27 protein-coding genes and 1 pseudogene are annotated in these 24,629 nt (G+C 67.0%); 9 read left to right on the forward strand and 19 right to left on the reverse strand.

Features of this window, described 5'->3' with window-relative positions; genetic code table 11:
* Positions 1–56: 56 nt before the first annotated feature.
* From CupriaWKF_RS03210 to CupriaWKF_RS03230, 5 genes and pseudogenes are all read right to left on the reverse strand, one after another.
* Positions 57–206: pseudogene (locus CupriaWKF_RS03210) on the reverse strand (Cys-tRNA(Pro) deacylase); the annotation flags it as partial.
* A gap of 32 nt (positions 207–238) precedes the next feature.
* Entirely contained in the window at positions 239–1,222 is a 984-nt protein-coding gene (gene xerD / locus CupriaWKF_RS03215; RefSeq protein WP_276099594.1) for a site-specific tyrosine recombinase XerD, read from the reverse strand.
* Entirely contained in the window at positions 1,219–1,698 is a 480-nt protein-coding gene (locus CupriaWKF_RS03220; protein ID WP_276099595.1) for a methylated-DNA--[protein]-cysteine S-methyltransferase, read from the reverse strand. Before CupriaWKF_RS03220 ends, xerD begins: the two co-directional genes overlap by 4 nt.
* Before the next feature lie 250 nt (positions 1,699–1,948).
* On the reverse strand, positions 1,949–2,917 hold the full coding sequence (locus tag CupriaWKF_RS03225) for a tripartite tricarboxylate transporter substrate binding protein BugE (RefSeq protein WP_276099596.1): 969 nt from the start codon (positions 2,915–2,917) through the stop codon (positions 1,949–1,951).
* 110 nt (positions 2,918–3,027) lie between these two features.
* Positions 3,028–3,585, reverse strand: coding sequence for a chalcone isomerase family protein (locus tag CupriaWKF_RS03230; RefSeq protein WP_276100652.1), 558 nt, complete (start codon positions 3,583–3,585; stop codon positions 3,028–3,030).
* A gap of 243 nt (positions 3,586–3,828) precedes the next feature.
* Between CupriaWKF_RS03230 and CupriaWKF_RS03235 the strand changes: the two genes are divergently transcribed.
* On the forward strand, positions 3,829–4,722 hold the full coding sequence (locus CupriaWKF_RS03235; protein ID WP_276099597.1) for an AEC family transporter: 894 nt from the start codon (positions 3,829–3,831) through the stop codon (positions 4,720–4,722).
* On the opposite strand, the gene queG is transcribed toward CupriaWKF_RS03235, so the two are convergent.
* Positions 4,715–5,896, reverse strand: a complete 1,182-nt coding sequence (gene queG, locus CupriaWKF_RS03240; protein ID WP_276099598.1) for a tRNA epoxyqueuosine(34) reductase QueG — start codon at positions 5,894–5,896, stop codon at positions 4,715–4,717. The two genes, CupriaWKF_RS03235 and queG, sit on opposite strands and share 8 nt — an antisense overlap.
* Positions 5,897–5,912: 16 nt before the next feature.
* On the opposite strand from queG, the gene tsaE reads away from it, so the two are divergent.
* Entirely contained in the window at positions 5,913–6,434 is a 522-nt protein-coding gene (tsaE, locus tag CupriaWKF_RS03245; protein ID WP_276099599.1) for a tRNA (adenosine(37)-N6)-threonylcarbamoyltransferase complex ATPase subunit type 1 TsaE, read from the forward strand.
* The gene (locus CupriaWKF_RS03250; RefSeq protein ID WP_276099600.1) at positions 6,428–7,927 is read left to right on the forward strand and encodes an N-acetylmuramoyl-L-alanine amidase; all 1,500 of its coding nucleotides are present in this window, start codon (positions 6,428–6,430) and stop codon (positions 7,925–7,927) included. Before tsaE ends, CupriaWKF_RS03250 begins: the two co-directional genes overlap by 7 nt.
* Positions 7,928–7,972: 45 nt before the next feature.
* Here CupriaWKF_RS03250 and CupriaWKF_RS03255 read toward each other — a convergent pair whose 3' ends face one another.
* Positions 7,973–8,989, reverse strand: a complete 1,017-nt coding sequence (locus tag CupriaWKF_RS03255) for a bile acid:sodium symporter family protein (protein WP_276099601.1) — start codon at positions 8,987–8,989, stop codon at positions 7,973–7,975.
* Positions 8,990–9,088: 99 nt separating this feature from the next.
* Between CupriaWKF_RS03255 and CupriaWKF_RS03260 the strand changes: the two genes are divergently transcribed.
* Positions 9,089–10,003 (forward strand): LysR family transcriptional regulator, encoded by a 915-nt coding sequence (locus CupriaWKF_RS03260; protein ID WP_276099602.1) that lies wholly within the window; start codon positions 9,089–9,091, stop codon positions 10,001–10,003.
* A gap of 6 nt (positions 10,004–10,009) precedes the next feature.
* Here the strand turns inward: CupriaWKF_RS03260 and CupriaWKF_RS03265 are convergent, their stop codons facing one another.
* Positions 10,010–10,795, reverse strand: coding sequence for a class I SAM-dependent methyltransferase (locus CupriaWKF_RS03265; protein WP_276099603.1), 786 nt, complete (start codon positions 10,793–10,795; stop codon positions 10,010–10,012).
* 138 nt (positions 10,796–10,933) lie between these two features.
* On the opposite strand from CupriaWKF_RS03265, the gene CupriaWKF_RS03270 reads away from it, so the two are divergent.
* Positions 10,934–11,776, forward strand: coding sequence for a helix-turn-helix transcriptional regulator (locus CupriaWKF_RS03270; RefSeq protein ID WP_276099604.1), 843 nt, complete (start codon positions 10,934–10,936; stop codon positions 11,774–11,776).
* A gap of 26 nt (positions 11,777–11,802) precedes the next feature.
* Here CupriaWKF_RS03270 and CupriaWKF_RS03275 read toward each other — a convergent pair whose 3' ends face one another.
* The 7 genes from CupriaWKF_RS03275 to CupriaWKF_RS03305 form a co-directional block, all read right to left on the reverse strand.
* Complete coding sequence (locus CupriaWKF_RS03275) at positions 11,803–12,561, reverse strand: 3-hydroxyacyl-CoA dehydrogenase (RefSeq protein ID WP_276099605.1); 759 nt, start codon at positions 12,559–12,561, stop codon at positions 11,803–11,805.
* A 171-nt stretch (positions 12,562–12,732) separates the two neighbouring features.
* Positions 12,733–13,398 (reverse strand): adenylate kinase, encoded by a 666-nt coding sequence (gene adk, locus CupriaWKF_RS03280; RefSeq protein ID WP_276099606.1) that lies wholly within the window; start codon positions 13,396–13,398, stop codon positions 12,733–12,735.
* A gap of 338 nt (positions 13,399–13,736) precedes the next feature.
* The gene (gene kdsB, locus CupriaWKF_RS03285; protein ID WP_276099607.1) at positions 13,737–14,546 is read right to left on the reverse strand and encodes a 3-deoxy-manno-octulosonate cytidylyltransferase; all 810 of its coding nucleotides are present in this window, start codon (positions 14,544–14,546) and stop codon (positions 13,737–13,739) included.
* A 10-nt stretch (positions 14,547–14,556) separates the two neighbouring features.
* A complete protein-coding gene (locus CupriaWKF_RS03290; protein WP_276099608.1) occupies positions 14,557–14,760 on the reverse strand; it encodes a Trm112 family protein in 204 nt (67 codons plus the stop codon).
* Positions 14,741–15,847, reverse strand: a complete 1,107-nt coding sequence (gene lpxK, locus CupriaWKF_RS03295; protein ID WP_276099609.1) for a tetraacyldisaccharide 4'-kinase — start codon at positions 15,845–15,847, stop codon at positions 14,741–14,743. Before lpxK ends, CupriaWKF_RS03290 begins: the two co-directional genes overlap by 20 nt.
* Before the next feature lie 127 nt (positions 15,848–15,974).
* Positions 15,975–16,406: a biopolymer transporter ExbD gene (locus CupriaWKF_RS03300; protein WP_276099610.1), complete on the reverse strand. Its 432-nt coding sequence runs from the start codon at positions 16,404–16,406 to the stop codon at positions 15,975–15,977.
* Between the two features lie 24 nt (positions 16,407–16,430).
* Positions 16,431–17,051, reverse strand: coding sequence for a MotA/TolQ/ExbB proton channel family protein (locus CupriaWKF_RS03305; RefSeq protein WP_276099611.1), 621 nt, complete (start codon positions 17,049–17,051; stop codon positions 16,431–16,433).
* A 1,040-nt stretch (positions 17,052–18,091) separates the two neighbouring features.
* Between CupriaWKF_RS03305 and xseA the strand changes: the two genes are divergently transcribed.
* The 4 genes from xseA (at position 18,092) to CupriaWKF_RS03325 (ending at position 21,124) form a co-directional block, all read left to right on the forward strand.
* Entirely contained in the window at positions 18,092–19,477 is a 1,386-nt protein-coding gene (xseA, locus tag CupriaWKF_RS03310; protein ID WP_276099612.1) for an exodeoxyribonuclease VII large subunit, read from the forward strand.
* A gap of 133 nt (positions 19,478–19,610) precedes the next feature.
* Complete coding sequence (sodB, locus tag CupriaWKF_RS03315; protein ID WP_276099613.1) at positions 19,611–20,192, forward strand: superoxide dismutase [Fe]; 582 nt, start codon at positions 19,611–19,613, stop codon at positions 20,190–20,192.
* Between the two features lie 223 nt (positions 20,193–20,415).
* Positions 20,416–20,931, forward strand: a complete 516-nt coding sequence (locus CupriaWKF_RS03320; protein ID WP_276099614.1) for a hypothetical protein — start codon at positions 20,416–20,418, stop codon at positions 20,929–20,931.
* 43 nt (positions 20,932–20,974) lie between these two features.
* A complete protein-coding gene (locus tag CupriaWKF_RS03325) occupies positions 20,975–21,124 on the forward strand; it encodes a hypothetical protein (RefSeq protein ID WP_276099615.1) in 150 nt (49 codons plus the stop codon).
* A gap of 38 nt (positions 21,125–21,162) precedes the next feature.
* Here CupriaWKF_RS03325 and CupriaWKF_RS03330 read toward each other — a convergent pair whose 3' ends face one another.
* The 4 genes from CupriaWKF_RS03330 to CupriaWKF_RS03345 form a co-directional block, all read right to left on the reverse strand.
* Complete coding sequence (locus tag CupriaWKF_RS03330; RefSeq protein ID WP_276099616.1) at positions 21,163–22,137, reverse strand: chemotaxis protein CheB; 975 nt, start codon at positions 22,135–22,137, stop codon at positions 21,163–21,165.
* Positions 22,138–22,235: 98 nt separating this feature from the next.
* A complete protein-coding gene (locus CupriaWKF_RS34370; RefSeq protein ID WP_346348600.1) occupies positions 22,236–23,009 on the reverse strand; it encodes a CinA family protein in 774 nt (257 codons plus the stop codon).
* A gap of 81 nt (positions 23,010–23,090) precedes the next feature.
* The gene (locus CupriaWKF_RS03340) at positions 23,091–23,315 is read right to left on the reverse strand and encodes a DUF2188 domain-containing protein (protein ID WP_276099617.1); all 225 of its coding nucleotides are present in this window, start codon (positions 23,313–23,315) and stop codon (positions 23,091–23,093) included.
* A 179-nt stretch (positions 23,316–23,494) separates the two neighbouring features.
* On the reverse strand, positions 23,495–24,538 hold the full coding sequence (locus CupriaWKF_RS03345) for an FUSC family protein (RefSeq protein WP_346348601.1): 1,044 nt from the start codon (positions 24,536–24,538) through the stop codon (positions 23,495–23,497).
* Between the last annotated feature and the right edge of the window lie 91 nt (positions 24,539–24,629).

A 24,629-nucleotide genomic window follows, 5' to 3' on the forward strand; every position in this document is an offset into this window, starting at 1 on the left:
GAGCGTAGTTATCCAATGTGCGATGCTAGATTGTCCATGCCGGCGTAACTAATGTGTAGGGCATGTTCGGGTACGCCGAGCTGGCGTGCCGATTCACCGGTGCCGCCGTGGTCGACGTATTCGTACGGATGCTCGCCGAAGGCGACGCCCTGCCGGCGCAGGAACTGGGTGGCCGGGGTTTCCGAGATATGTTTCGATTTGCTCATGTCGGGGTGCAGCGATACGGGACAACAGGACACTATCCGCGCGGATGGTGCTGCTGGTGCAGCTCGCGCAGCCGTTCGCGCGCCACGTGGGTGTAGATCTGTGTCGTGGAAATGTCGGCGTGGCCCAGCAGCAGCTGTACCACGCGCAGGTCGGCGCCATGGTTGAGCAGGTGCGTGGCAAACGCATGGCGCAAGGTGTGCGGCGACAGCGGCACGTCGATGCCGGCATCGCGCGCATGGCGCTTGATCAGGTGCCAGAAGGCCTGGCGCGTCATGCCCTCGCCGCGCTGCGTAACGAACAGCGCGTCGCAGGCCCGGCCGGCAAGCAGCGTGGGCCGCGCGCCGCCAAGGTAGCGCCGCAGCCAGTCGCCGGCCTGCATGCCGAATGGCACCAGGCGCTCCTTGTCGCCCTTGCCGCCGACCACGCGCGCCACGCCTTCGTTCAGGCCGATTTCCACGGTCTTCATCTGCGTCAGTTCCGACACGCGCAGCCCGCTCGCGTACATCAGCTCGAGCATGGTGCGGTCGCGCAGGCCGAGCGGCGTGCTGGTATCGGGCGCTTCGAGCAGGGCTTCCACGTGGGCTTCGGAGAGCGTCTTGGGCACGCGCGGGGGCTGCTTGGCCGGGCGCAGCAGGATGCACGGATCGGCCTGGATCATCTGCTCGCGCAGCGCCCACTGGTAGAAGCGGCGGAACACGGCGAGGCGGCGGTTCGAAGACGAGGCGCGGGTCTCGGGGTGGCGGGCGAGGAAATAGGCGTTCAGCTCGGTGTCGCCAGCCGCCAGCAGGCCGCCGTTGCCAGCCTGGTGCAGCCAGCGCGCCAGCATGGACAGGTCGCGCCGGTAGGCGTCCATGGTGTTGCGCGAGAGGCCGTCCTCGAGCCACAGCGCGTCGCAGAAGCGGCTGACCAGGTCGAGTTCGGGCGCGATGGCGGCATCGAGCGCTACGGCATCCGCGTCGGCATGCACCGTGCGCGGCTTGCGTGTCGTCCGGCTGGTACCGGCGGGGCGCTTCATAACAGCATGGCGCCTTCGTGGCGCAGCAGCCAGCGTTTCACTTCCAGGTGGAAGCCGTCCTCGGCATGATGGGCGAAGCCGCCGATACCGCTGGCCGAAACCACGCGATGGCACGGGATCACGATCGGCAGCGGATTCTGCCCGCAGGCCTGGCCGACCGCGCGCGGCACACTGCCGAGCTTGCGGGCGACGTCGCCGTAGGTGGTGAGCCCGCCGCGCGGTACCGTGCAGATGGCCTGCCAGACCTGTCGCTGGAAAGCGGTTCCGGCAATGGCCAGCGGCACGTCGAAGCGCGCATCGGGGTCGGCGTAGTACGCCTCGAGTTCCGCCTGCAGGCGCAGCACCACCTCATGGCGCGGCGCCAGCAACTCCGCGGTGTCAGGCAGATAGAAGGTCTCCACGATCCGCTCGCCGTCGGTGCGCACGCCGACCTTGCCGAAGGGTGCGGGGAGGATGGCGTCGAAATTGGCGGGCATGGCAGTGGCGGGAAGCGCGAAGTCCGGATTTTAATGCGTTTTACCCTGTACCGTCTTCACCACCTCGGCCCGTTCGTCAGCCACGAAAACGCGTTTTTGGTTACTTTTGTCGCGAGACAAAAGTGACTCGCCGGCTACGCCGGCGAAACAGCCACGCCTGCCAAGCACGACAACCCCGCCAATACCACGGAAAAGGGCCGCCCGCAGGCGGCCCATCCGCGCGTGAGACCCGGCAGATCTCACACCACCCTCACTGCTCCAACTTAATATTCTGCACCTTCACAAGATTCTTCATCTTATCGAATTCCTTCTTAATCTCCGCCGCATGCTGCGCAGGCGTATTGCCCGAAGGTTCGGCGCCGGCGGCGCGCAGACGCTCCTGGAACCCCTTGTCCTGCAGGGCCTTGACGGCAGCTTCATTCAGCTTCTTGATGACGTCATCCGGCGTGCCGGCCGGCGCCACCAGGCCATACCAGGCCGGGTCATTCGGTTCCTTCAGCCCCATCTCCCCGAACGTCGGCACATCGGGCAGAGAATCCAGCCGCTTGTTCCATGCCACCACGATCGGGCGCAGCTTGCCGGCCTTGATGTAGGGCATCGACGACGGCAGGTTGTCCACCATGATCGGCACCTGGCCGGCCAGCACGTCATTCAGCGCCGGGCCCGCGCCACGGTACGGGATATGCACCATGAAAGTCTTGGTCGAGACCTTGAACTGCTCGCCCAGCATATGTCCGAACGCGCAGGTACCCGATGTGGCGAACGAATACTTGCCCGGGTTGGCCTTCAGCACGGCCAGGAATTCCTTGTAGTTCTTGGCCGGGAAGTTCGGGTTCACCGCGATCACGTTGGCCACGTTGGCCAGGTTGGTGATGGGCTTGAAGTCCTTGATCGGGTCGTACGACAGCTTCGGGTTGCAAGCCGGGTTCACGGCCATGGTCGACACCGTGGAGATGCCGATGGTGTAGCCGTCGGGCGCGGCCTTGGCGATGGCGTCGGCGCCGATCGAGCCGCCGCCGCCGGCGCGGTTCTCGACCACGACCGGCTGGCCCAGGATGCGGCTCATCTGGTCGGCGGCGCCACGGCCGACGATGTCGGTGGTGCCGCCCGGCGCGAACGGAATGATCAGGCGGATCGGCTTGCTCGGAAAGCTCTGCGCTTGCGCGATGGAGGCCGCGGTGGCCAGGGCCAGGGTCAAAGCGATTTTGCCAGCTTGCATGAGATCAGGTCTCCCGTCAGGAAAGTCCGGGCGGGGGTGGTGCCCGGCAGAAAACACCACCGCTTTCCCGCAGGTGGCGGGACGGCGGTGGCAACGTCTGGTCCGGCGGCTCAGCCGCCCAGCAGGCCGCGCTTGACGTCCCGGTCCACGGGGTGTTCGCCGAGGAAGACGCGCAGTACGGCCTGGTAGAAGTCTTCGCCGGGAATCGGGCGGCCGCGCGGGGTGCCATTGATGGCGACCACGGTCCCGGCATCCGGTGAGAAGTCGAGATTGATCACGTCGCCCTTGCGGGCCGTCCCGACCTGGTCGATGGTGCGTTCGAACTGGGCCAGCCGGGCGGACAGCATCTGCATCTGCAGTTCGCTGTGGTTGTCACGCATGCCCTTCTGCAACGCTTTGGCGAATTCCGCGGGATCCACTTCCCGCAGCATGCGAAGCTGCAACCGCTTGGTCCCGGGCGTGCCAAGCACCACGGTGGCGTTGCGCGCTTTCTCGGGCAGGTACAGCGCTGCCACGTAACCCCTGAGCAGCAGCCCCGAACGCAGCGCGGTGCCATTGAGCTGCAGTTCCTTGCCGGCCACGCGCGCGGCATCTTCAAAGCGCAGGCCCTCGAATTCCGTCGCATTGCCGGCCGCCGGCAGCACGGCAAACGCCAGGCCGGCGGCCATCATGGCAAGCATGCGGCGCAGGGTCAGGCGGGATCGGGAATACGGGCGCGGGGCAATGATCCGGCCCGGCGATGAGGGATTGCGGCGGTGCAGCATAAGGGTCAGGCATACAACTTGGTATGCCATGCTGGGCCATTTCTGGAAAAATACCAATCCGGATCTGCCCTAGTCTGCACATTCCGCCGCTTCCCCCCTCGCAGCATCCGGCCAGCTGGCCGTGACAATAACGACAACGTTCACGAGATGTCTTCCGCTCTCCTGCTGGTCCCCGACTTCAGCCTGATCCTGATCGGCTGGCTGCTGGTCCGTTATTCGCCGTTCGACCGTGCCTTCTGGAGCGGCGTGGAGCGCCTGGTCTACTTCGTGCTGTTTCCCGCGCTGCTGCTGCAGTCGACCAATAGCGCCGTGTTCGATTTTTCCTCGACCTCGGCCATGCTTGGCCTTGCGCTGGCGGTCATGGCGTTCGGCATGGTGGCCGGCTACGCCGTCAAATGGGTGCTGCGCCCCGATGCCATGGACTTTGCATCGGGCCTGCAGACCGCGTTCCGCTTCAATTCCTATATCGGGCTGGCGCTGGCCTCGCGCATCGGTGGCGGCGAGGGCCTGGCCATGATGGCGGTGATCGTGGGCTGCACGGTGCCGCTGTGCAATGTGGCCGCGGTATGGGCGCTGGCGCGGCACGGCGACGCGCGGCTGTGGCGCGAGCTGGCGCGCAATCCGCTGATCCTGGCCACCGCCGGCGGGCTGCTGACCAACCTGATGGGGCTGCACGCGCCCGAGGTGCTGGCGATGACGCTCAACCGGCTTGGCTCGGCATCGACCGCGCTCGGCCTGATGACGGTGGGCGCGGGGCTGCAGATGAGCGGGGCGACCGGCACTGTCGGACCGGTCGCGTGGTGGTCCGGCGTCAAGCTGCTGGCGATGCCATGCCTGGCCTGGCTCGCGGGCCGGCTGCTGCCGCTGACCGAGCTGCAGTACCAGATCGTGGTGCTGTACGCCTCGCTGCCCACGGCTTCCAGCGCTTATATCCTGGCGGTGCGCATGGGCGGCAACGGGCCCATGGTGGCTGCGACCATCTCCGTGATGACCGTCGCGGCGATCATCACCACGCCAATCTGGCTCGCACTGGTCAGCTGACGGCCTGGTCCTGCGCGAGCGCCCAGTCGATGTGCTCGCGTACGAGCGGGGTGGCGTCGGCGCGGCGGCTTTCCAGGGCGGAGCGGATCCGCGCGGCCAGCGCGCGGTCTTGCGGCCGCTGGCCGCTGGCGGCGGCGCGCAGGCCGTTGCCCAGCCCCACCGCGAGGTTGCGCAGCCAGCGTTCATGGCCGATGCGGCGGATCGGACTGCCTTCCAGGCGCTGGTTGAATTCGGCCTCGGTCCACAGGAACAGGTCGACCATGTCCGCGGCGTCGAAGCCGTTGCGCACTTCGAAGTCGGGCAGCGTGGCCCGGTGCGCGAACTTGTTCCACGGGCAAGCCAGCTGGCAGTCGTCGCAGCCATACACGCGGTTGCCCATCGGTGCGCGAAATTGCTCGGGGATCGGGCCCTTGTGCTCGATGGTCAGGTAAGAAATACAACGGCGCGCATCGAGCCTGTAGGGTCCAAGGATCGCGCGCGTGGGGCAGATGTCGATGCAGCGGTGGCAGTTGCCGCAATGCGAGGCTTCGGGCGGGTCGGCCGGCAGCGGCACATCGACCAGGATCTCGCCGAGGAAGAACATCGAGCCGCCGTCGCGGTCGAGCAGCAGCGTGTGCTTGCCGCGCCAGCCCAGGCCGCCCTGGCTGGCCAGCGCCACTTCCATCACCGGCGCCGAATCGGTGAAGACGCGGTAGCCGAACGGGCCGATGGCGGCCTCGATGCGGCTCGCGAGCTGCTGCAGCCGGTTGCGCAGCACCTTGTGGTAGTCCCGGCCGCGCGCGTAGAGCGACAGCACGGCGGTGGCGGGGTCGTCGAGCCGCGCCAGCTCATGCCGGCGCCAGTCCGGCGCGGCCGTGGCGGGCAGGTAGGGCATGCGGGCGACGATGGCGCGTACCGTGCCCGGCACCAGTTCGGCGGGACGGGCGCGCCGCGGGCCATGGTTCGCCATATAATCCATGTCGCCGTGATAACCCTGAGCCAGCCATGCCATCAGCCCTGGCTCAGCATGGCTGAGATCGACGTCCGCAATGCGCACCGAGGCAAAGCCCAGCTCGGCGCCCCAGTCCCGGATCGATTGCACGAGCGCCTCCAGGCCGCCTGTAGCGGCTGCATCGGCAGCGGCCACGGGCCGCGGAACGGGGGCGCCTGGCGCTTCGGATGCTCGGTCGGTCATCCCTGAATTGTACGCAATGCCCCTGCTCGAAGAACGTTCCCTGACGCTGGCCGATGAAGCCGCCACCGCCCGCTTCGGCGCGGCGCTCGCCGGCGTGGTACGCGCCTTGCCGCCCACGACCGTGCACGTGCAGCTTTCCGGCGACCTGGGCGCGGGCAAGACCACGTTGTCGCGCGCCATCCTGCGCGCGCTCGGGCATGCCGGCAAGGTCCGCAGCCCGACCTACACGCTGTGCGAGCCCTACGACGTCGCGCGCGCGGATGGTTCGCCGCTGACGGTCTACCACTTCGACCTGTACCGTTTCGCCGATCCCGAGGAATGGATCGACGCGGGTTTCCGCGACTGCTTCGCCGAGCCCGCCTTCAATCTCGTGGAGTGGCCCGAGAAGGCCGGGCGCCTCCTTGGGGAACCAGACCTGCATGTGTTGCTCCAATCGGACATGTCCGCGGCCGGGATCGCGGACATGGCCGGCGAGCGGCGGATCGCGACGCTGCGCGCCTATACTCCCACTGGAATTACCCTGCTGAACGCATGCTGATCAAGCGACTCGCCACCGACCGACCCGATGGACCCGACGGACTGCTGCAAGCCCGCCGCAAGTGGATGGCGCAGTGCTTGAAGCTTGGTGCCGGCACGGCCGTGCTGACCCTCGCCGGACCGCAGCTGGCCTTCGGTGCCGGCATTGTCGCGGTACGCGTCTGGCCTGCCGAGGACTACACCCGCGTCACGATCGAATCCGACACGCCGCTGGCCGCCGTGCACCAGATGATCCACGACCCGGACCGGCTCGTGGTGGACATCGACGGCCTCGATCTCTCGCCCACGCTGCGCGAGCTGGTGGCCAAGATTACGCCGAACGATCCCTATATCCAGACCGTGCGCGTCGGCCAGAACCGGCCGCGCGTGGTCCGCATGGTGTTCGATCTCAAGGAGAACGTCGCACCGCAGGTGTTCACGCTGGCGCCGATCGGCAGCTACAAGAACCGTCTGGTATTCGATCTCTATCCGGTCAACCCGCCCGATCCGCTGTGGAAGCTCGTGCGCGACACCGAGGAGAAGCAGCGCCGTTTCGCCAACAGCGCGCCGCCGCCGGGTGCGGATGGCGTGGCTGGCGCGCCCGCCGGCGCGGAGGAAGACGCCATCGGCGCGCTCGTGCGCAAGTTCGATGAGAAGGGCGACGTGCCGGCGACCACGGCGCCGCCGCCGGCTATCGCCGCGGTCAAGCCGCCCAAGCCTTCGGCGCCTGTGGTGCCCAGGCCCAACGCGCCCGTCGTACCGCCGGTCGCGCAGGGCGATCCAACGGCCGAGCGCCCCTTCAAGATGCGCCGCCTGCTGACGGTGGCGATCGATCCCGGCCACGGCGGCGAAGACCCCGGCGCCATCGGCGCCTCGGGCTCGCGCGAGAAGGACGTGGTGCTGCAGATCGCGCACCGCCTGCGCGCCAAGATCGATGCGCAGCCCAATATGCGCGCGATGATGACGCGCGACGCCGATTTCTTCGTGCCGCTGAACGTGCGCGTGCAGAAGGCGCGCCGCGTGCAGGCCGACCTGTTCGTGTCGATCCACGCCGATGCCTTCCTGTCGCCGGAGGCGAAGGGCGCATCGGTGTTCGCGCTGTCCGAGCGCGGGGCGTCGAGCACGGCCGCGCGCTGGCTGGCCAACAAGGAAAATGCCTCGGACCTGATCGGCGGGGCCAACCTCAACAAGGATGCGCAGGTCGCGCGCGTATTGCTGGACCTGTCGACCACGGCGCAGATCAACGACAGCCTGCTGGTCGGCAAGGCCGTGCTGCAGGAAATCGGCGGCATCAACCGCCTGCACAAGGGCAGCGTGGAGCAGGCCGGGTTTGCGGTGCTGAAGGCGCCGGATATCCCGTCGATCCTGGTCGAGACGGCCTTCATCAGCAACCCGGAGGAAGAGCGCAAGCTCAATGACGATGCGCACCAGGAGCAGCTCGCCAATGCCATCCTGCGGGGGATTCGGAGTTACTTTGCGCGCAATCCGCCGTTGTCGAAGAATCCGTCGGTGTAGGGGGAGTTTGCCATGCGTGGTCTTTTCGCCGGCTAAACCGAAACCTCAAGCCCGCGCCGTACCCCCATCCTCAACCAACGCATCCCGGTCGGCATACCGCGCAGCAATCACCGAGCACACGATCAGCTGCAGCTGGTGATAGACCATCAGCGGCAGCACCAGCAGGCCCAGCGCCGGATGCCCGGCGAACAGGATGTTGGCCATCGGAATGCCGTTGGCCAGGCTCTTCTTGGAGCCGCAGAAAACAGCAGTGATCTCGTCCTCGACACTGAAGCGCAGCCGGCGCGCGACGAAGGTGGTCGTGCCCAGCACAACGAACAGCAGCATGGCGGCCAGCCCCATCACCGCGGCAATGGTCTGCCACTGGTAGTGGTGCCACAGGCCTTCGGCGGTCGCGTCGCAGAACGACGAGTAGACGATCAGCACGATCACGCCGCGGTCGATCTTGCTGGTGATCTGCTTCTTCTTCGCGAGCCAGTTGCCGATCAGCGGACGCAGCAGCTGGCCCAGCGCGAACGGCAGCAGCAGCTGCAGCGCCACGCCCGTGAGCGCCTTGCCCAGTGGCATCGACGCGCCGCTGGCGCTGATCACCAGGCCCATCAGCAGCGGCGTGACGGCCATGCCGATCAGGCCCGAGATGGTGGCGTTGAAGATGGCGCCCGGGACGTTGCCGCGCGCCATCGACGTCATGGCCACTGACGAAGATACCGTGGACGGCAGCGCGCAAAGATAGAACACGCCGAGCAGCAGGTCCGCCGGCAGCGAGTTGCGCAGCGACAGCATCAGCAGCAGGCCGACCACGGGGAACACGACGTAGGTGAAGGCCTGTACGAACACGTGCAGACGCCAGTGCCGTGCGCCTGCCACGAGCTTGTCCCGTGACAGTGCCGCGCCATGCAGGAAGAACACCAGTGCCACGCCCAGGCTGGTGACGGTGCCAAGGTGCAGCGGACCGCGGCTGCTGCCGAACTCGGGGGCCAGCAGGGCAATGCCTATGGCGGTCAGCATGATCAGGACGAAGCCGTCGATCAGGTCATAAAGTTTCTTGAGCTTGGAAAACATGCTGGGCTACTTAGGCTTCTAAGGGTTTAGCCTAGTATTGGACGATACCCGGGTCTAGAATGCAAATTCATTTATTGCATTCATTTATCTCCTCGTTGCATGAATTACACACTCCGGCAGTTGCGGGTGTTTCTCGCCGTCGCGGAAACAGGCGGCTTCAGCCGGGCAGCGGACGCCGTCGGCCTGACCCAGTCCGCCATCAGCCGCGGCGTGGCGGAGCTTGAGGAATCACTTGGCGTGCGGCTGCTCGACCGCACCACGCGTGAAGTCGTGCTGACGCCTGCGGGACACGCGCTCGCACCGGCGCTCGAACGGCTGCTGGGCCAGCTCGATGACACGCTGGAGGACACCCGTCAGCTCGGCGAGCACTATCGTGGCCGTGTGGTGATAGCGGGGGCACCGACCATTTCGGCGCGGCTGATGCCGATGTATGTGGCCGCGTGCGCGGCGCAATACCCGGAAATCCGCCTGACCGTGCGCGACAACGTGCAGGCCGATGGCCTGGAGCAGGTGCGCGTGGGCGGCGTGGACTTTGGCGTGCTGATCGACCCGCTGGTGCACGAAGGGCTCACTATCGAGCCGCTGGTGACGGACCCGTTCTGCTTCGTATGCCGGCGTGACCATCCGCTCGCACAGGCCAGGACGGTCCCGTGGTCGGCGCTGGACGGCATGCGGCTGGTGCTGTTGGACTTCGCCTCCGGCAGCCGGCCGCTAATCGATCGCGTGTTCGGGCGCCACGGCATCGTGCCGCGGGTGATACAGGAACTGGGCCACTCGGCCAGCGTGTTCGGCATGGTGGAGGCGGGCATTGGCGCCTCGGTCCTGCCGACCTACTCACTGCCGCTGCCGGCGGCGTCGCCGCTGGTATGGCGGCCGCTGGTGCCGCGCGAGGAGCGGCGCATCGTCATGGTCCGGCGCGCGGACCGCTCGCTGTCGCCGGCCGCGGCGGCGGTGTGGTCGCTGGTCCGCAACCTCACCATCAAGGCGGCCGCGCCGGAGCAGGAGCCCGCCTGAACGGCTTCAGCGTGACCGGGCGGTGACCATGACCGCCTCCAGGTCGAAGCTGTCGTCCGCCTGCACGCGATAGTGCTCGCGGACCTCGGCGGGCGCGAGCTGCCACAGGTGGCGGATGGCCTCGACCGCGACCGGCGCGGTACGCATGCGCCTGACCCAGCTCTCGAACTCGATGCCGATGCGCCAGGCCGGCGAGACGCCGATGTCATCGGCGGCAAAGCCCGCCGCTTCGAACATCGCGCGCCAGGCCGGGCCGGTGTAGTCGCGCACGTGCGACGGGTCGCGCAGCAGTTCGACCGACTGCAGCCACGTGTCGCGCAAGGGATCTTCGGCGCCGGCGATATCGATCAGCACCACCTTGCCGCCCGGCTTGAGCACGCGGCGCATCTCGCGCAGGGCGGCCGGCACGTTGCGCCAGTGGTGGGCGCTCATGCGCGAGACCACCGCGCAGAAGCTGCCATCATCGAACGGCAGCGTTTCCGCCGCGCCTTGCCGCGTGACGATATTGGCGAGCCCGCGCTCTCGCGCCGCGCCGGCTACCACGTCGAGCATTTCCTGCGACAGGTCATACGCCGTGACGGTGCCGGCGACCGCCGCCGCGGCGAAGCTCGCGTGTCCGGCACCGCAGCCCAGGTCCAGCACGGTGCTGGCCGCGCGCTTTTCCGCCGGGATCAGCTCGGCCAGTTCCTGCGTGAGCTGGTCCAGGTCCGCCCCCTGCGCGTGGACGGCGCTGGTGAGGTAAGCACTGGCAGTCGCGCCGAACTGGGCGGCGACGAGTTCCTGTTGTTGCATGACTGGCTCCTGAACCGGCTCCAGGCCGGTCTTCTGGTGGTTCGGGGACTTGCCCGCAGTGCGGGTCCGGACTACTGTATGACGACTGTTTTCCCGGTACAAGTTACCGTTTTATCCTGGTATAAGACGCACCAGCCTATGGTCGAATCCTCCGATTTCCTCGCACGTCCGGACCATCCGGACCATCCGCCGGATCCGGATGCCGCCGCGCCGGTCACGCGTGAAGCGGTGCTCGGCGCCTTCCTGCGCGCGCACCGCGAACGCCTGGCACCGGCAGACGTGGGCCTGCCACCAGGACGGCGCCGGCGCACGCCGGGCCTGCGCCGCGAGGAAGTGGCCCAGCTTGCCGGGCTGAGCGCCACGTGGGTGACATGGCTGGAACAGGGCCGCCCGGTGGCGTTGTCGGCGCGGGCGCTGGCCGGCCTTGCCAGCGCGCTGCGCCTGTCGCGCGCCGAGCGGGCCTACCTGTTCGAACTGGCCGGGCGGCGCGATGCGCAGCAGGCCGGCAGCGAAGCGGTCCCGCCGGCTGTCATGGCCAGCGTGCATGCCATCAACGGCCCGGCCTACCTGCTGGACCGCCAGTGGAACGCGCTGGCGTGGAACGAGGCCGCGGCACGGTTGTTTGTCGGCTGGCTCGATGGCGGCAACCAGGAGCGCAATCTGCTGCGCGCGATGTTCCTGTCCGCGCCGCTGCAGGTGCTGGTCGACGACTGGACGCACCGGGCCGGACGCCTCGTGGCGGAATTCCGCGCGCACAGCATCCGCCATGCGGAAGATGCGCCGATGCGCGCGCTGATCGAGGGATTGATGGCCGACAGCCCGGCCTTTCGCGCGGCCTGGCTGTCGCAGGATGTGGAAGACCGCGAGGGCGGGCGCCGCGGCTTCCACCATCCGGCGCTCGGCGCGCTGCAGTTCGAGCAGCTCACGCTGTGGCCGGCGGCGGCGCCGGGGTTGATGCTGGTGATGCTGCTGCCGGCCTGAGGGCCGCAGCAGGGGAGAGCAGCCGCTTACTTGGGCTGCATGCGGATCGCGCCGTCGAGCCGGATCACTTCGCCGTTGAGCATGGTGTTGCCGATGATGGCCTGGGCCAGCTTGGCGTATTCGGCCGGGCGGCCGAGGCGCGGCGGGAAGGGCACCATCTTGCCGAGCGCGTCCTGGACCTCCGGCGGCATGCCCAGCAGCATCGGCGTCTCGAACAGGCCGGGGGCGATCGTCACGCAGCGCACGCCGTCGCGCGACAGGTCGCGCGCGATGGCCAGAGTCATGCCGACCACGCCGCCCTTGGAGGCCGCGTAGGCGGCTTGCCCGATCTGGCCGTCGAAGGCCGCGACCGAGGCGGTGTTGATGATCACGCCACGTTCGCCTTCGGCGTCGGGCGTGTTCTGCACCATGGCCGCCGCGGCCAGGCGGATCATATTGAAGGTGCCGACCAGGTTGACGCGGATGGTCTTGTCGAAGGCGTCGAGCGGATGCGGGCCGTTCTTGCCCACGGTCTTGCTGGCGACGGCGATGCCGGCGCAGTTGACCAGCCCGGCCAGGCGGCCCAGTGCCAGCGCGGCGGCCACGACGGCCTGGCCGTCGGCTTCGGAGGCCACGTCGCACTTGACGAAGGCGCCGCCCAGCTCCTGCGCGAGCGCGGTGCCCGCGGCCTCGTTCAGGTCGGCGATGACAACCTTGCCGCCCGCCTCGGCAATCATGCGTGCGGTGCCGGCGCCCAGGCCCGATGCGCCGCCCGTGACGATGAATACATTGCCCTGGATGTCCATCTGCAGTCTCCTCTATGGCCAGTCGCGTTGGCGACTGCCGTTTACGTAAACGTCAATTCTCGCGCTATTGTACGGAGCCATGAGTGGCTGGCAAGAGGGAAAGCCATGCATCGCGAAGAAACAAAAAAAGCGACCCGAAGGTCGCTTTTTTTGCGGTCTTTATGCCGAAGCTTACTTGAGGGCTTCGAACACGCGTGCGGTGATGCTGTCGACGTCGCCCACGCCCGCGATCTTGCGGTACTTGGGCGGGGCCACCTTGGCAGCGGGGTCGCCCTTGGCGGCCCAGTCCGAGTAGTAGTCCACCAGCGGCCGGGTTTGCTGCGAGTAGACGTCCAGGCGCTTGCGCACGGTCTCTTCCTTGTCGTCGTCGCGCTGGATCAGCGCCTCGCCGGTCTCGTCGTCGATGCCCTCGACCTTGGGCGGGTTGTACTTGACGTGGTAGGTGCGGCCCGATGCCACGTGCACGCGGCGGCCGCTCATGCGCTCGATGATGGCGTCGAACGGCACGTCGATTTCCAGCACGTAGTCGATCGCGACGCCGGCTTCCTTCATCGCCTCGGCCTGCGGAATGGTGCGCGGGAAGCCGTCGAACAGGTAGCCGTTCTTGCAGTCGGCTTCCTTCAGGCGGTCCTTGACCAGGCCGATGATGATGTCATCCGACACCAGTCCGCCCGCATCCATGACCTTCTTGGCTTCGACGCCCAGCGGCGTGCCGGCCTTCACCGCGGCGCGCAGCATGTCGCCCGTGGAGATTTGCGGAATGCCGAACTTCTCGCAGATGAACTTGGCTTGCGTGCCTTTGCCGGCGCCAGGCGCACCCAACAGGATCAAACGCATTTACGGGTCCTCAGAGTTTTGAATCTGGTGTGGCGGGAGATGAGAACGAGGGTAACGCCGTAACTTGACGCAGGACTTACTGCGCGCGCTTGGATCAGGTCACGTGGTCGGCCGGTGCGGCGCTGCGGGGGAACGCGGCGCGGGTCACCGGACGGGCTCTATCTTTATCTCCCCACCGAGCCTTGGCCGGCCGGTGCATTCTGGTGCACCATTCCGACGGCTCTGTATCGTCAAGCATTATGCCATGAGGCGGCAGGAATCCGGCCCGAAATCGAGCCGATTCCATGGTTGCAACAGTATGAACCCCAACGCAAAGGCCATGTCACGCAACAAAGTGCTCAGGGGCCTTCTTGCGCCATGCCTTGCGCCCACAGTGCGCGCACGCGTTCCAGATCGGCCAGGGTATCGACGCCGGGTGCCGGCGCGGCCGCCGTTTCCAGCACCGCGATACGCTCGCCATGCCACATCGCGCGCAGCTGCTCCAGGGCCTCGGTCTGCTCCAGCGGTGCCGCCGCCAGCGTCGGGAAGCGGCGCAGGAAGCCGGCGCGGTACGCATACAGGCCGATATGGCGCAGCACCGGCATGGGCGGCAGCGGCACCTGGGCAAGCGAGGCGGGCACCGCGGGCACGCCGGCCCAGTCGTCGCGCGACCACGGAATCGGCGCGCGCGAGAAGTACAGCGCACGGCCGGCAGCATCGCACACCACCTTGACCACGTTCGGGTTGAAGACCTCGGCGACGTCGTGCAGCGGATGCGCGGCGGTCGCGATCGCGCAGTCGGGATGATGCGCGAGGTGAAGCGCGACCTCATCGATCAGTTGCGGGTCGATCAGCGGCTCGTCACCCTGCACGTTGACGACAATGGCGTCGTCGGGCAGCGCGAGCTTTGCCGCGACTTCGGCCAGGCGGTCCGTGCCCGAAGGGTGGTCGGCGCGCGTCAGCACGGCGTCGATCCCGTGCGCGGCGCAGGCTTGCGCCACCGCCGGCGCATCGGTGGCGACCACGGTACGCCGCGCCGACGACGCGTGCGCGCGTTCGGCCACGCGCACGATCATCGGCCGTCCGCCGATATCGGCCAGCGGCTTGTCCGGCAGGCGCGTGGATGCCAGCCGAGCGGGAATGACAACGGTGAAGTCCGGGATGCTCATGATGCGCGCCTCAGTCCGCGCTTGGCTTGGCCGGGTCGATCACGCGGCCCGGCACCGACTGGCGGGCCTCATCGGCCAGCATGACGGGGATGCCGTCGCGGATCGGGTAGGCGAGCTTGTCGGCGTGGCAGATCAGTTCCTGCGCGGCGCGGTCGTATTCCAGCTTGCCCTTGCACAGGGGGCAGACCAGGATTTCAAGCAGCCGGTTGTCCATCTTGGTGTTCCTTGTTGAGGCCGGGGGCGCCGCCCGATGCGGGCGCCGCGGCAGTCGTCGGCGCCGCGACGCGCGCCTGCACGGCGCGGCGAATCTTGTCGATCAGGCCCGCGTCGATCACGGGCGTGGTGGGCACGACCCAGATGCGCGGGTCGTCGAATCGCTCGCATTTTACGGCATCCTTCTCGGTGATCAGGATGACGTCGGCGTCGAGCGCGTCGGGGTTGCCGGCGAACGGGTCGTCGGCGAAATCGTAGTGGTCGGGCAGCGGCAGCGTCTTCGGGCTCAGGCCGGCACCGCGCAGGCTCGCGAAGAAGCGCTCCGGGTTGCCGATGCCGGCCGCGGCCAGGACACGGCGTCCGGCAAAGGCGCCGACCGGCCGCGCCATGGCCGGATCGTTGAGCCGCCAGGCCTCGTCCAGCTCCAGGCGCATGCCGTAGACATCGGGCCGGTCCGGCGTGGCGCGGAAGTTCGGATCATTGATCAGCGTTGCGTCGCGCGGGCGCGACAGCGGCTCGCGCAGGGGGCCGGCGGGCAGCATCAGGCCGTTGCCGCCCATGCGGGAGTCGAACATCACGATTTCGAAGTCGCGCTGCAGCCGGTAGTGCTGCAGGCCGTCGTCTAGCAGCAGCACATTGACGCCGGGGTGCGATACCAGCATGGCCTGCGCGCACAGCGCGCGGTCGGGAAAGACCCAGACCGGCACGTCGGCGGCGCGCGCGATCAGCAGCGGTTCGTCGCCGACGTCCGACGCCTTCGAGGTCGGCTTGACCCGGCGCGGATGCTTGAGCGCGACCCCATAGCCGCGCGACACCACGCCCGGACGCAGGCCGGCCTCGGTCAGCGCCTGCGCCAGCGCGATCACGGCCGGCGTCTTGCCGGTGCCGCCCACGGTCACGTTGCCGACCACGATCACGGGCATCGGCAGCCGCGTGGACTTGAACCAGCCGCGCAGGTAGCCGTGGCGGCGCACGCGTGCGATCAGGCCGAACAGCAGCGAAAACGGCAGCATCACCCACGCGAACCAGCCCCGGCGCTGCCACTGGGCGGTCACGAAATCGGCAAGGGCATGGCGCGGAACGGACATGGGAGGGCGGGGCGAAGGGTTGGTTGGCTGGCGCGGCGGCCGGCCGGACGCGCACATTATGGGCATTGCCCTGCGCATGCGGCAACCCCGGGCCCGGCGCCATGCCGGTGTCCGAGCCCTGCGGAGGTCAGCGCGGCTGCGCGCTTTGCGTCGAGAAGGTCAGGCGCGACAGTCCGGCCAGGCGCGCGGCTTCCATCACGTTGACGACGGCCTGGTGCGTGGCCTGGGCATCGGCGTTGACGATGACCACCGGCGGCTGGCCGCCAGACGCGGGACCGGCCGCGGCGCGCAACTGGTCCGCCAGGCTGGTCACGTCCTTCTGCTCCATCACATGCTTGTTGACGGAATAGATGCCGCGCGAAGACACCGATACGACGATCTCCTGCGGGCGCTGTTGCGCGTGCTCGGCATCGGCGGTCGGGAGCTGGATCTGCAGCTCGGTGTAGCGCGAGTAGGTGGTCGTGATCATCAGGAAGATCAGGATCACGAGCAGTACGTCGATGAGCGGAATCAGGTTGATTTCCGGCTCTTCGCGCCGCTGGCGGGAACGGAATTGCATGGCGTTTCCTGCCTGTTCCGGTGCTTAGCCGCGCCGCTGCGGCAGGATGGCGTCCAGGAACGCCGTGGCGCGGAATTCCAGCTCGGCCACGTAGTCGTCCACGCGGCGGCGGAAATAGCGCCAGAAAATCAGTGCCGGGATCGCCACGATCAGGCCGAAGGCGGTGTTGTACAGCGCTACCGAGATACCGTGAGCGAGCTGCTCGGGATTGGCGCCCGTGCCGCCCTGGCTGCCAAAGATCTCGATCATGCCGATGACGGTGCCGAGCAGGCCCATCAGCGGGGCGACCGAAGCGATGGTGCCCAGCGCGTTCAGGTAGCGCTCCAGGTCATGGGCAACCACGCGACCAGCTTCCTCCACGACTTCCTTGGCGGCGTCGCGCGAAGTCTGCGGCTGCAGCACCACGTGGCGCAGTCCGGCCGCAAGGACGCGGCCCAGCGGCGAACTCTGTTCCAGCGTATTGACCACTTCCGGCGTGGCGCGGCGCTGCTGCGCGGCCGAGAGCGCTTCTTCGTAGAGGCGGGTCGGAAGCACCTTGCTGCGCTTGAGGGTAAGGAAGCGCTCCACGATCAGTGCCAGCGCAAGAACCGAAGCGAGCAGCAGCGGCCAGATCGGCCAGCCGGCCGCTTGAATGATCGAAAACAATTGGACCCCCGAATCGACAACCAAACACGACAAAAAAACGACCGGCTTTATATGGCAGGCCTTGGATGCGCGCACACCGGGTCTCTGCACGCAGCGGCACTGCTCCGAAAATCAGGCAGCACTCTAACCCGCGCCATGGCGCGCGGCAAGACGCTGGCAACGGGTGTCTCGGCCGCGCATCGGTGCGGTGACGCACGCTTTCCACAGCGAGGCGGGACAGTATTGTGGATGGATTGTGGAAACCAGCCGGACAAGCAGGCTAAGTTATTGATCCGAAAGGGTAAAGATGGCGCTGCCTGTTTTTTGTGCAGATCGGGTCTCACCGCCCTTATTTGGCTGTGGATAGGCTTTCGCAGGCATCGGGAGGGGTTTACCCGCTGCTTTCCACATGACTACGGGACAGGATTGTGGACGGCCTGTGGAAATTGTTCTGAGAAGGAAGCTAAGTCATTGATTTCAATGGGAGGATGCATCCCTGCCTAAAAAATGGGCAATGTGGCGCGCAGCAGCTCGCGGCATCTGCCGCCAAAGTCCTGGCCAATGTCGGTCTTTTTCCACACACCACAGGGAGAGCATTGTGGACGGCCTGTGGACAACCCTTGGAGATCGATCCTAACTCCTTGATTTATCAGGGGGTGCCGGCCATTGCCCGCAAAATAGGCAAGGGTACCGTGCAAAGGGCATGAAACAGGCTTGTGGCCCTTGGGATTCATCTCCCGGACCGGCTTGATGACATCGCACCGGCGCAGGCGACTAACGCTGTACATTCTCAGCGCTTGTGCCGAATGAATCTCTTTTATCCAGAGTTCCTGTGGATAACTTTGTGAACAAGCCCGGGGTGCCGCCTGTAAGTGATTGACGCGTAAGGAAATTGGTTACATTGCCTAATTTTTGTTGCGCTCCGAAAATTCATAAGAATCAAAGGCTTGTACCTACTCATGCGGATTCCGGCAGGGGTTGGCGACAACATATCTCCCCTCTTGACATAGCCGTTATGCTGTGGACATGTCCAACCCACGCCGCATGCACGGCGACGCCCCATGCCCGAGCCGCAGAACTTTTCGCGTGACTTGCCTTCCATGCCCGCCCGAAACCCGCGCGAAGCGATCCCGGTCGGCGAACTGAACCATGCGATCGCGACCATGCTTGAGCGTGGTTTTCCTTTGACCTGGGTACGGGGCGAGATTTCCAACCTGACCCGGGCGGCCAGCGGCCACTGGTATTTCTCGCTCAAGGACGCGCGTGCGCAGATTCGCTGCGTGATGTTCCGCGGGCGCAATCAGCATGTCGACTTCACGCCGCGCGAAGGCGAGGCGGTGGAAGTGCGTGCCGTGGTTACGCTTTACGAAGCGCGCGGCGACCTGCAGCTTGGCGTCGAGGCCATGCGCCGTGCCGGCCTCGGCAATCTTTACGAAGCGTTCCTGCGCCTGAAGGAAAAACTGGCACAGGCAGGACTGTTCGCGCTCGAGCGCAAGCGGCCCGTGCCCGCGCACCCGCGCGCGATCGGCATCGTCACATCGCTGCAGGCGGCCGCGCTGCGCGATGTGCTGACCACGCTGCGCCGGCGCGCGCCGCACGTGCCGGTGATGGTCTATCCGGCGCCGGTGCAGGGCGCCGGCGCCGCGCAGAAGATTGCCGACATGCTCGATCAGGCCTCTGCCCGGCGCGAGTGCGACGTGATCATCCTGTGCCGCGGCGGCGGCAGTATCGAAGACCTGTGGTCGTTCAACGAAGAGGTGGTGGCGCACGCCATCGCGCGCAGCGCGGTGCCGGTGATCTCGGGCGTGGGCCATGAAACCGACTTCACCATCGCCGATTTCGTGGCCGACGTGCGCGCGCCCACGCCTACTGGAGCGGCGGAACTGGTCAGCCCGGACCGCGGGCACCTGCTGGCGCTGACGCGCCGGGCCGGGGACGCACTGGCGCAGTCGATGCGCCGCGAGCTGGACCGGCGCGCGCAGCACCTGGACTGGCTCGCGCGCCGGCTGCGCAGTCCGCAGGCGCAACTGCAGGAGCGGCGCGCGCGCGTCGACAATCTGGCGCGACACTTGCGTTCGGCATTGCGGGAGACCGTGGTGGCACAGCGCCACCGCCAGCAAGTGCTGGCGATGCGCTGGACCGCCTGCCGGCCCGACACGGCCGCGGCGAGCGCGGACGTCGCGCGGTTGTCGCAGCGCATGCAGGCCGCGGCGGCCCGCCAGCAGGAGCGGCAGGCGCAGCGCCTGGCACGCGTCGCGGGCGCGCTTGAACTGCTGGCGCCGCAACGTACGCTGGAGCGCGGCTATGCCGTGCTGCTCGACCAGCGTGGCCGCGCCCTGCGTTCGCCGGCCGAACTGCGTGCGGGCAGTGTCGTGGAGGCCCACCTTGCCGAAGGCGTGGCCGACCTTGCCATTGCCGCCGTGCAGGCCAAGCTGGGCGGATTCTGAGCAGGCTGCCCGCGCCGGCGCGGACAAACTAACATGACCCCAGGGGGCTTTGCGCCGCGGTTTGCGTGGGTCTTGCAAGTCTCCTACAATCGGCAATTCCCCGACCACAACCCCAACCCACAGAGACAGAACAATGGAACACAAGCTCCCCCCGCTGCCGTACGCGCATGATGCCCTGGCTCCGCACATCTCCAAGGAGACGCTGGAGTTCCACCATGACAAGCATCACCAGACCTACGTCACCAACCTGAACAACCTCATCAAGGGCACCGAGTTCGAGAACGCGACCCTGGAAGAGATCACCAAGAAGTCGTCCGGCGGCATCTTCAACAACGCCGCCCAGGTGTGGAACCACACCTTCTACTGGGACTCGATGAAGCCCAACGGCGGCGGCCAGCCGACCGGCGCCCTGGCTGACGCCATCAACGCCAAGTGGGGCTCGTTCGACAAGTTCAAGGAAGAATTCACCAAGACCGCCGTCGGCACCTTCGGTTCGGGCTGGGCCTGGCTGGTCAAGAAGGCCGACGGCTCGCTGGACCTGGTGTCGACCTCGAACGCCGCCACGCCGCTGACCACCGACGCCAAGCCGCTGCTGACCTGCGACGTGTGGGAACACGCCTACTACATCGACTACCGCAATGCCCGTCCGAAGTACGTCGAGGCATTCTGGAACGTCGTGAACTGGGACTTCGCCAGCAAGAACTTCGCCGGCTGATCCGTTTCAGCGCCGATGTGAAAAAGGGCCCGCCGGGCCCTTTTTTCATGGGCGCATCGTTTCGACTTCGCAACACGCGCAGGGCAGATCCGGTTGCCGTTTCTTTCCGTCGCGGGGAAAGAGTTACTGACGATACGAACGGGTGCCGGGCGGGGGCAGGCAGGAATGAACGTTGCTCACACGGATGTCAGGGAACCCCATCGACTTTCGCGGAGTCCACATCATGCCCGAATTCAAGTCCAGGCTGACCGACTACCACTACGGCGGCCACAGCGCGGTGAGCAATGATCGCGGCCGGTTCGCTGCCGCAGAGGTGACGCCGGCCAGTCACGACAACTACCTGATCCAGCCGTATGTCCCATCAGGCGCCAACGAGCCGGTCGGGGTCGAACGCTACGGCATGTATGGCGTGGCACCGGGGTGGCCGGCCACGGACGCTCTGGCTAGCCCTGCCTATGTCGAGCCCATACCTGGATGCTATGACGGTGACGGCGTGCGTACCGGGGCGCAGGCGAGCGAGGCCAGACTGCTCGAGCGGTTCGAGGTGGAGATCGCCCAGGTCGTCGACCCGGGCATTGTCAAGGCCGAAATCGAAACGGGGGTTTGCACGCTGCGCGGCACGGTACGCGATGCCGCCACCCGGATTCGCATCGAAGCGATTGCCGGCCAATGTCTTCCGGAGTACGCCATACACAGCGAACTGCTGACATCGACGCCGCCACAGGCCGCAAGCGATTGACGGCGCCATGCATGTCGTCGCCGGCCGCACCGCCTGATTCGCCATGAAGCCGCATATCCAGAAATCGCGCCGTGCTCTGCGCAAAGACGAGCCGCATGGCCGCAGCCGCTTCTACATGCAGCTGCTCGTCTTGCTGTGCGTGCTGGGGTTCGTGTACCTGCTGATCGTTCTGTACCCGCGCGGCGCGTGGTAATGCAGCGTGGTAATGCGGCCAGCGAATGCGGCCAGCGATCAGCCGCATATCGCGTCATGCAGTATCTTCAAAAGCCGCTCGGTTTGCCGGATGCGCGACTGTTCGAACTGGTAGGCATCATGGTCCCCATCGGCCTTCGCCTGCGATGCGCGGATGCGCGCCAGCGCGAGGCTTTCCTTTTGCGTGCGCATCGCGGCAAACAGGGCGTGCTCGGCGGCCTTGTCCTCGGCCGCGGCCAGGGTCATGCCGCTGAATGCGTGTCCGGTATGGCAGCGAAAGCGCAGCGGGTGCGTATCGCGGAGCTGCCACATCGCCCCGCCGCATTCGGGACAGGTGATGGCCGCGCGCATGGCAATGCGGTCCAGGTCTTCAACGCCGCCCTCTGGACTGCCTGCGGTGGCGGCCTCGGTTCGCAGTGCGTCCATGTCTTTCTCCCACTGGTGTTGACCTCCGCCGGCATGAAGCAGGCCCGCAATGGCTTCCCCGATTTCGCGGGGTTCTGCTACGGCATCGGCACCGGCGGCCTCCATTGCCGCGCGCGGCATGGATGACGCCTCCGCATTGCACGGGTGCTGGATCAGCGTGCGTCCGCCAAAGGCGCGCACGAATGCCAGGCCCGCAGCGCCGTCATCGAGATCGCCGCTGAGGATCACGCCGATCACACGCGGTCCGAACGCAACCGCCGCGGAGCGGAACAGCGGATCGATCGCAGGCCGGCTGTGGTTCTCCTGGGCGCCGTGCGAGAGTTCGATCTCTTTCGCCGTGACAAGCATGTGGTAGTCGGGGGGGGCCACGTAGATGTGGCCGGCATGCCAGGTTTCCCCATGGCGCGGATATGACGCGGGCAGCTTTCCCCACCGCGCCAGCAGGCTTGGCAGCTGAGACTGGTGCTTGCCTACATGCAGGACGATGAAGACGGCGGCATCGAGATCCGCCGGCAGAGCGGCCACGAGGTCCCGCAGCACAGCGAAGGCGCCGCGCGAACCGCCGATCACCACGATATTTCGGGTCATTGAAGCTCCTGCAACCCCGCCTGCCACGCAGTGGATATGCCATGCAGGCGGTCACGAACCGGGTGCGCCGCTGGGCCGTGTCCGGAGTTCACGGTGCTTTACTGGCTGGTCGCGTCCCCGTCGCCTTCGCCGCCATTGATCTCGTTGGCCGTCTTGCGGTTGTCGATCGGCCTGCGCGGGTCTGGTTTGGCAGCGTTGCCCGAGGTCTCATCGTCGACCAAGCCGTTGCCTTCCCCGGTGACCCTGACTTCGATCGTCTCCGGTGTTGGCGGGGCTTCTTCCCCGGATGTATGGTTGCCTGAGGCCACGGCCTTGACGGGCATTGCTGGCTCCCGGATATCGGTAAGGGCGGTTTGGCTAACCGGTAACTTTGTCGCCGAAGCCGCCAGCGCGTAGTAGTGCGGAATGCGTTGCAGCGCCCATGCGGACGCCGCCTGGCGGATCTCGGTGCGGTTGCCGCGAAAGCGCCGGGTTTCGGTGAACGCATGGGGCAGGCCGGCCCGCGCTTCCAGGCGGATCAGCCACGCAAAGCATTGCGTGCCCGGGGGAGTGCCGTCCGGCGCGCCATCATCGGCTACGCCGGTATTGGCGATGGCGACGTTGGCCCCGCTGAGCCTCATCACGCCACGCGCCATGGCCAGCGACACAGCTTCGCTGGTCAGCCCGTGCCGGCGGATGAGCGTGGCGCTCACGCCCAGGATCTGCGTCTTGGCATCGGGCGAGTAGGCCACGACGGCGCACTTCAGCGTGCTGCCGCAGCCAGGCACATCGGCGATATGCGAAGCAATCAGCCCGGCCGTGCATGACTCGGCCGTGGCAAGGCGCAATCCGCGCCGCTGCAGGAAGCGGGCGGTTTCCTCGATCGGATCCATGGCATGTTCCGCTGGGCTATACGTCCCCTTCGCAGCAAGCTTCACGCCAGAACTGCCTGGGCTGCGCGAGCCGGCGGGCAGTCAGCCCCGGATCTGGCGCGGATCATGGCCGAACGAGCTGCGGCTGCGAATCTGGCCGTCCCGGCCGTGGATGAACAGCTCACTCTTGCTCTGCCTTGCCATCTCGGTGGCAACCTCGATCGCATCTTCCTGGGTTGCAAACAGCTTCCTGCTGGCGGGGTTGCTGGCTTCCTCGACGGCCCAGCCTTGCAGTGCCGGCACGACATGCACATCCATGGACTTCATTTCCGGTACCTCCGGTTTGCCCGTTCCCCTTGAGTTATTCATCGGCAGGCGGGCCGAGGCAATCGGCGCGTGTCTGACAACGGCGTAGGCGAAACGCGTACGAGAATGCAGGTGCCCGCGGCCTGCGGCGGCCCAGCGAGCCGTAAAGATCCACCCGAGGCCTCCCACCGCGGTGCGCGCTATTGCGCCCCGTACGGAAAGCCGTGCTGCGCGCTCATCCGGTCAAGCCGCGCGCGCATGCGGGCCAGGTCGGCGGCGAGCTGGCGCGCCATGAACGGGAGCGGGCCGGACTGCATGTCGGCCCCTGCGGTGGCCATGGGCGCGGCGGGCGATGGCGCCTGCCCGGTTTCGAGCGCCTCGGCCATCGACAGCAGCGCGGGCTCGATGCCCGGGTCTTCGCCCTCGCGCATGCCCGTTTCGTGTTCGATCGCGGCCATGAGTTCCAGCGCGCTGATGCAGACGCGCGCGGCGTGCTGGGTCTCTTCGAACTCTGCTGCCGGCACGCCGGTCTCCTTGGCCACGGAGGGAATCAGCCCGCGCAGGGGAATCAGTGTCGTGCCGAGGTCGAGCATGGCCTTGCGCTGTTCCGCGGCATCGGCAAAGCCGCTCTGCATCTTGCGGTGGACCGCTGCGCTGGCCCGCAGCAGCGCGGCCAGCAGGATGCGCCAGGCATAGGAGGCATGGGCGGGCAACGCGAACGAGAACACGAGCGCGATCGCCGTGCCGATAAGGACATCGACGGTGCGCCACAGCGCGTCATAGACGTTCTGGTTGCCATGGCCGGCGGTGATCACCACGGTGATCGCTGCGAGCAGGGCGATATAGCCGCCCTTGCCAATGGCGTGGTACGCACAGTAGCCGCAAATGATGGCCATCAGCAAGTACGTCAGCAGCGGCATGCCGACATACGATTGCTGCACGATCAGCGCCAGGCCCGCCAGCGCGCCGATCAGCGTGCCCAGCCCGCGCTCGGCCGCGCGGCGCCGGATATTGCCGTGGTGCTGCAGCCCGCCGATCACCACCAGCACCGTGATGGTGGCCCACTCGCCGTGCGGGATGTCGATGCCAGTGGTCAGTGCGATCGATGCCAGCAGCGCGAATGCGACGCGTATCGCGTGGAACTGCCTGGCCTGACGGAAGCGAAGGTTCGTGTCGAACAGCACATCGGTGGTCTTGCGCAGGAGATCGAGCATGATCGCGTGGCGGCTGGGGGCGAATGCCAAGTGTACGTCACGTTGCGCGGCCACGAGCGACGCATTTGCGTTGGCGGCCAGTGCCGGGTGCGAGGTCCCGGGCGCTAGCGCAGGGGCGCGG

The sequence above is a fragment of the Cupriavidus sp. WKF15 genome (assembly GCF_029278605.1).
Taxonomy (GTDB): Bacteria; Pseudomonadota; Gammaproteobacteria; order Burkholderiales; family Burkholderiaceae; genus Cupriavidus.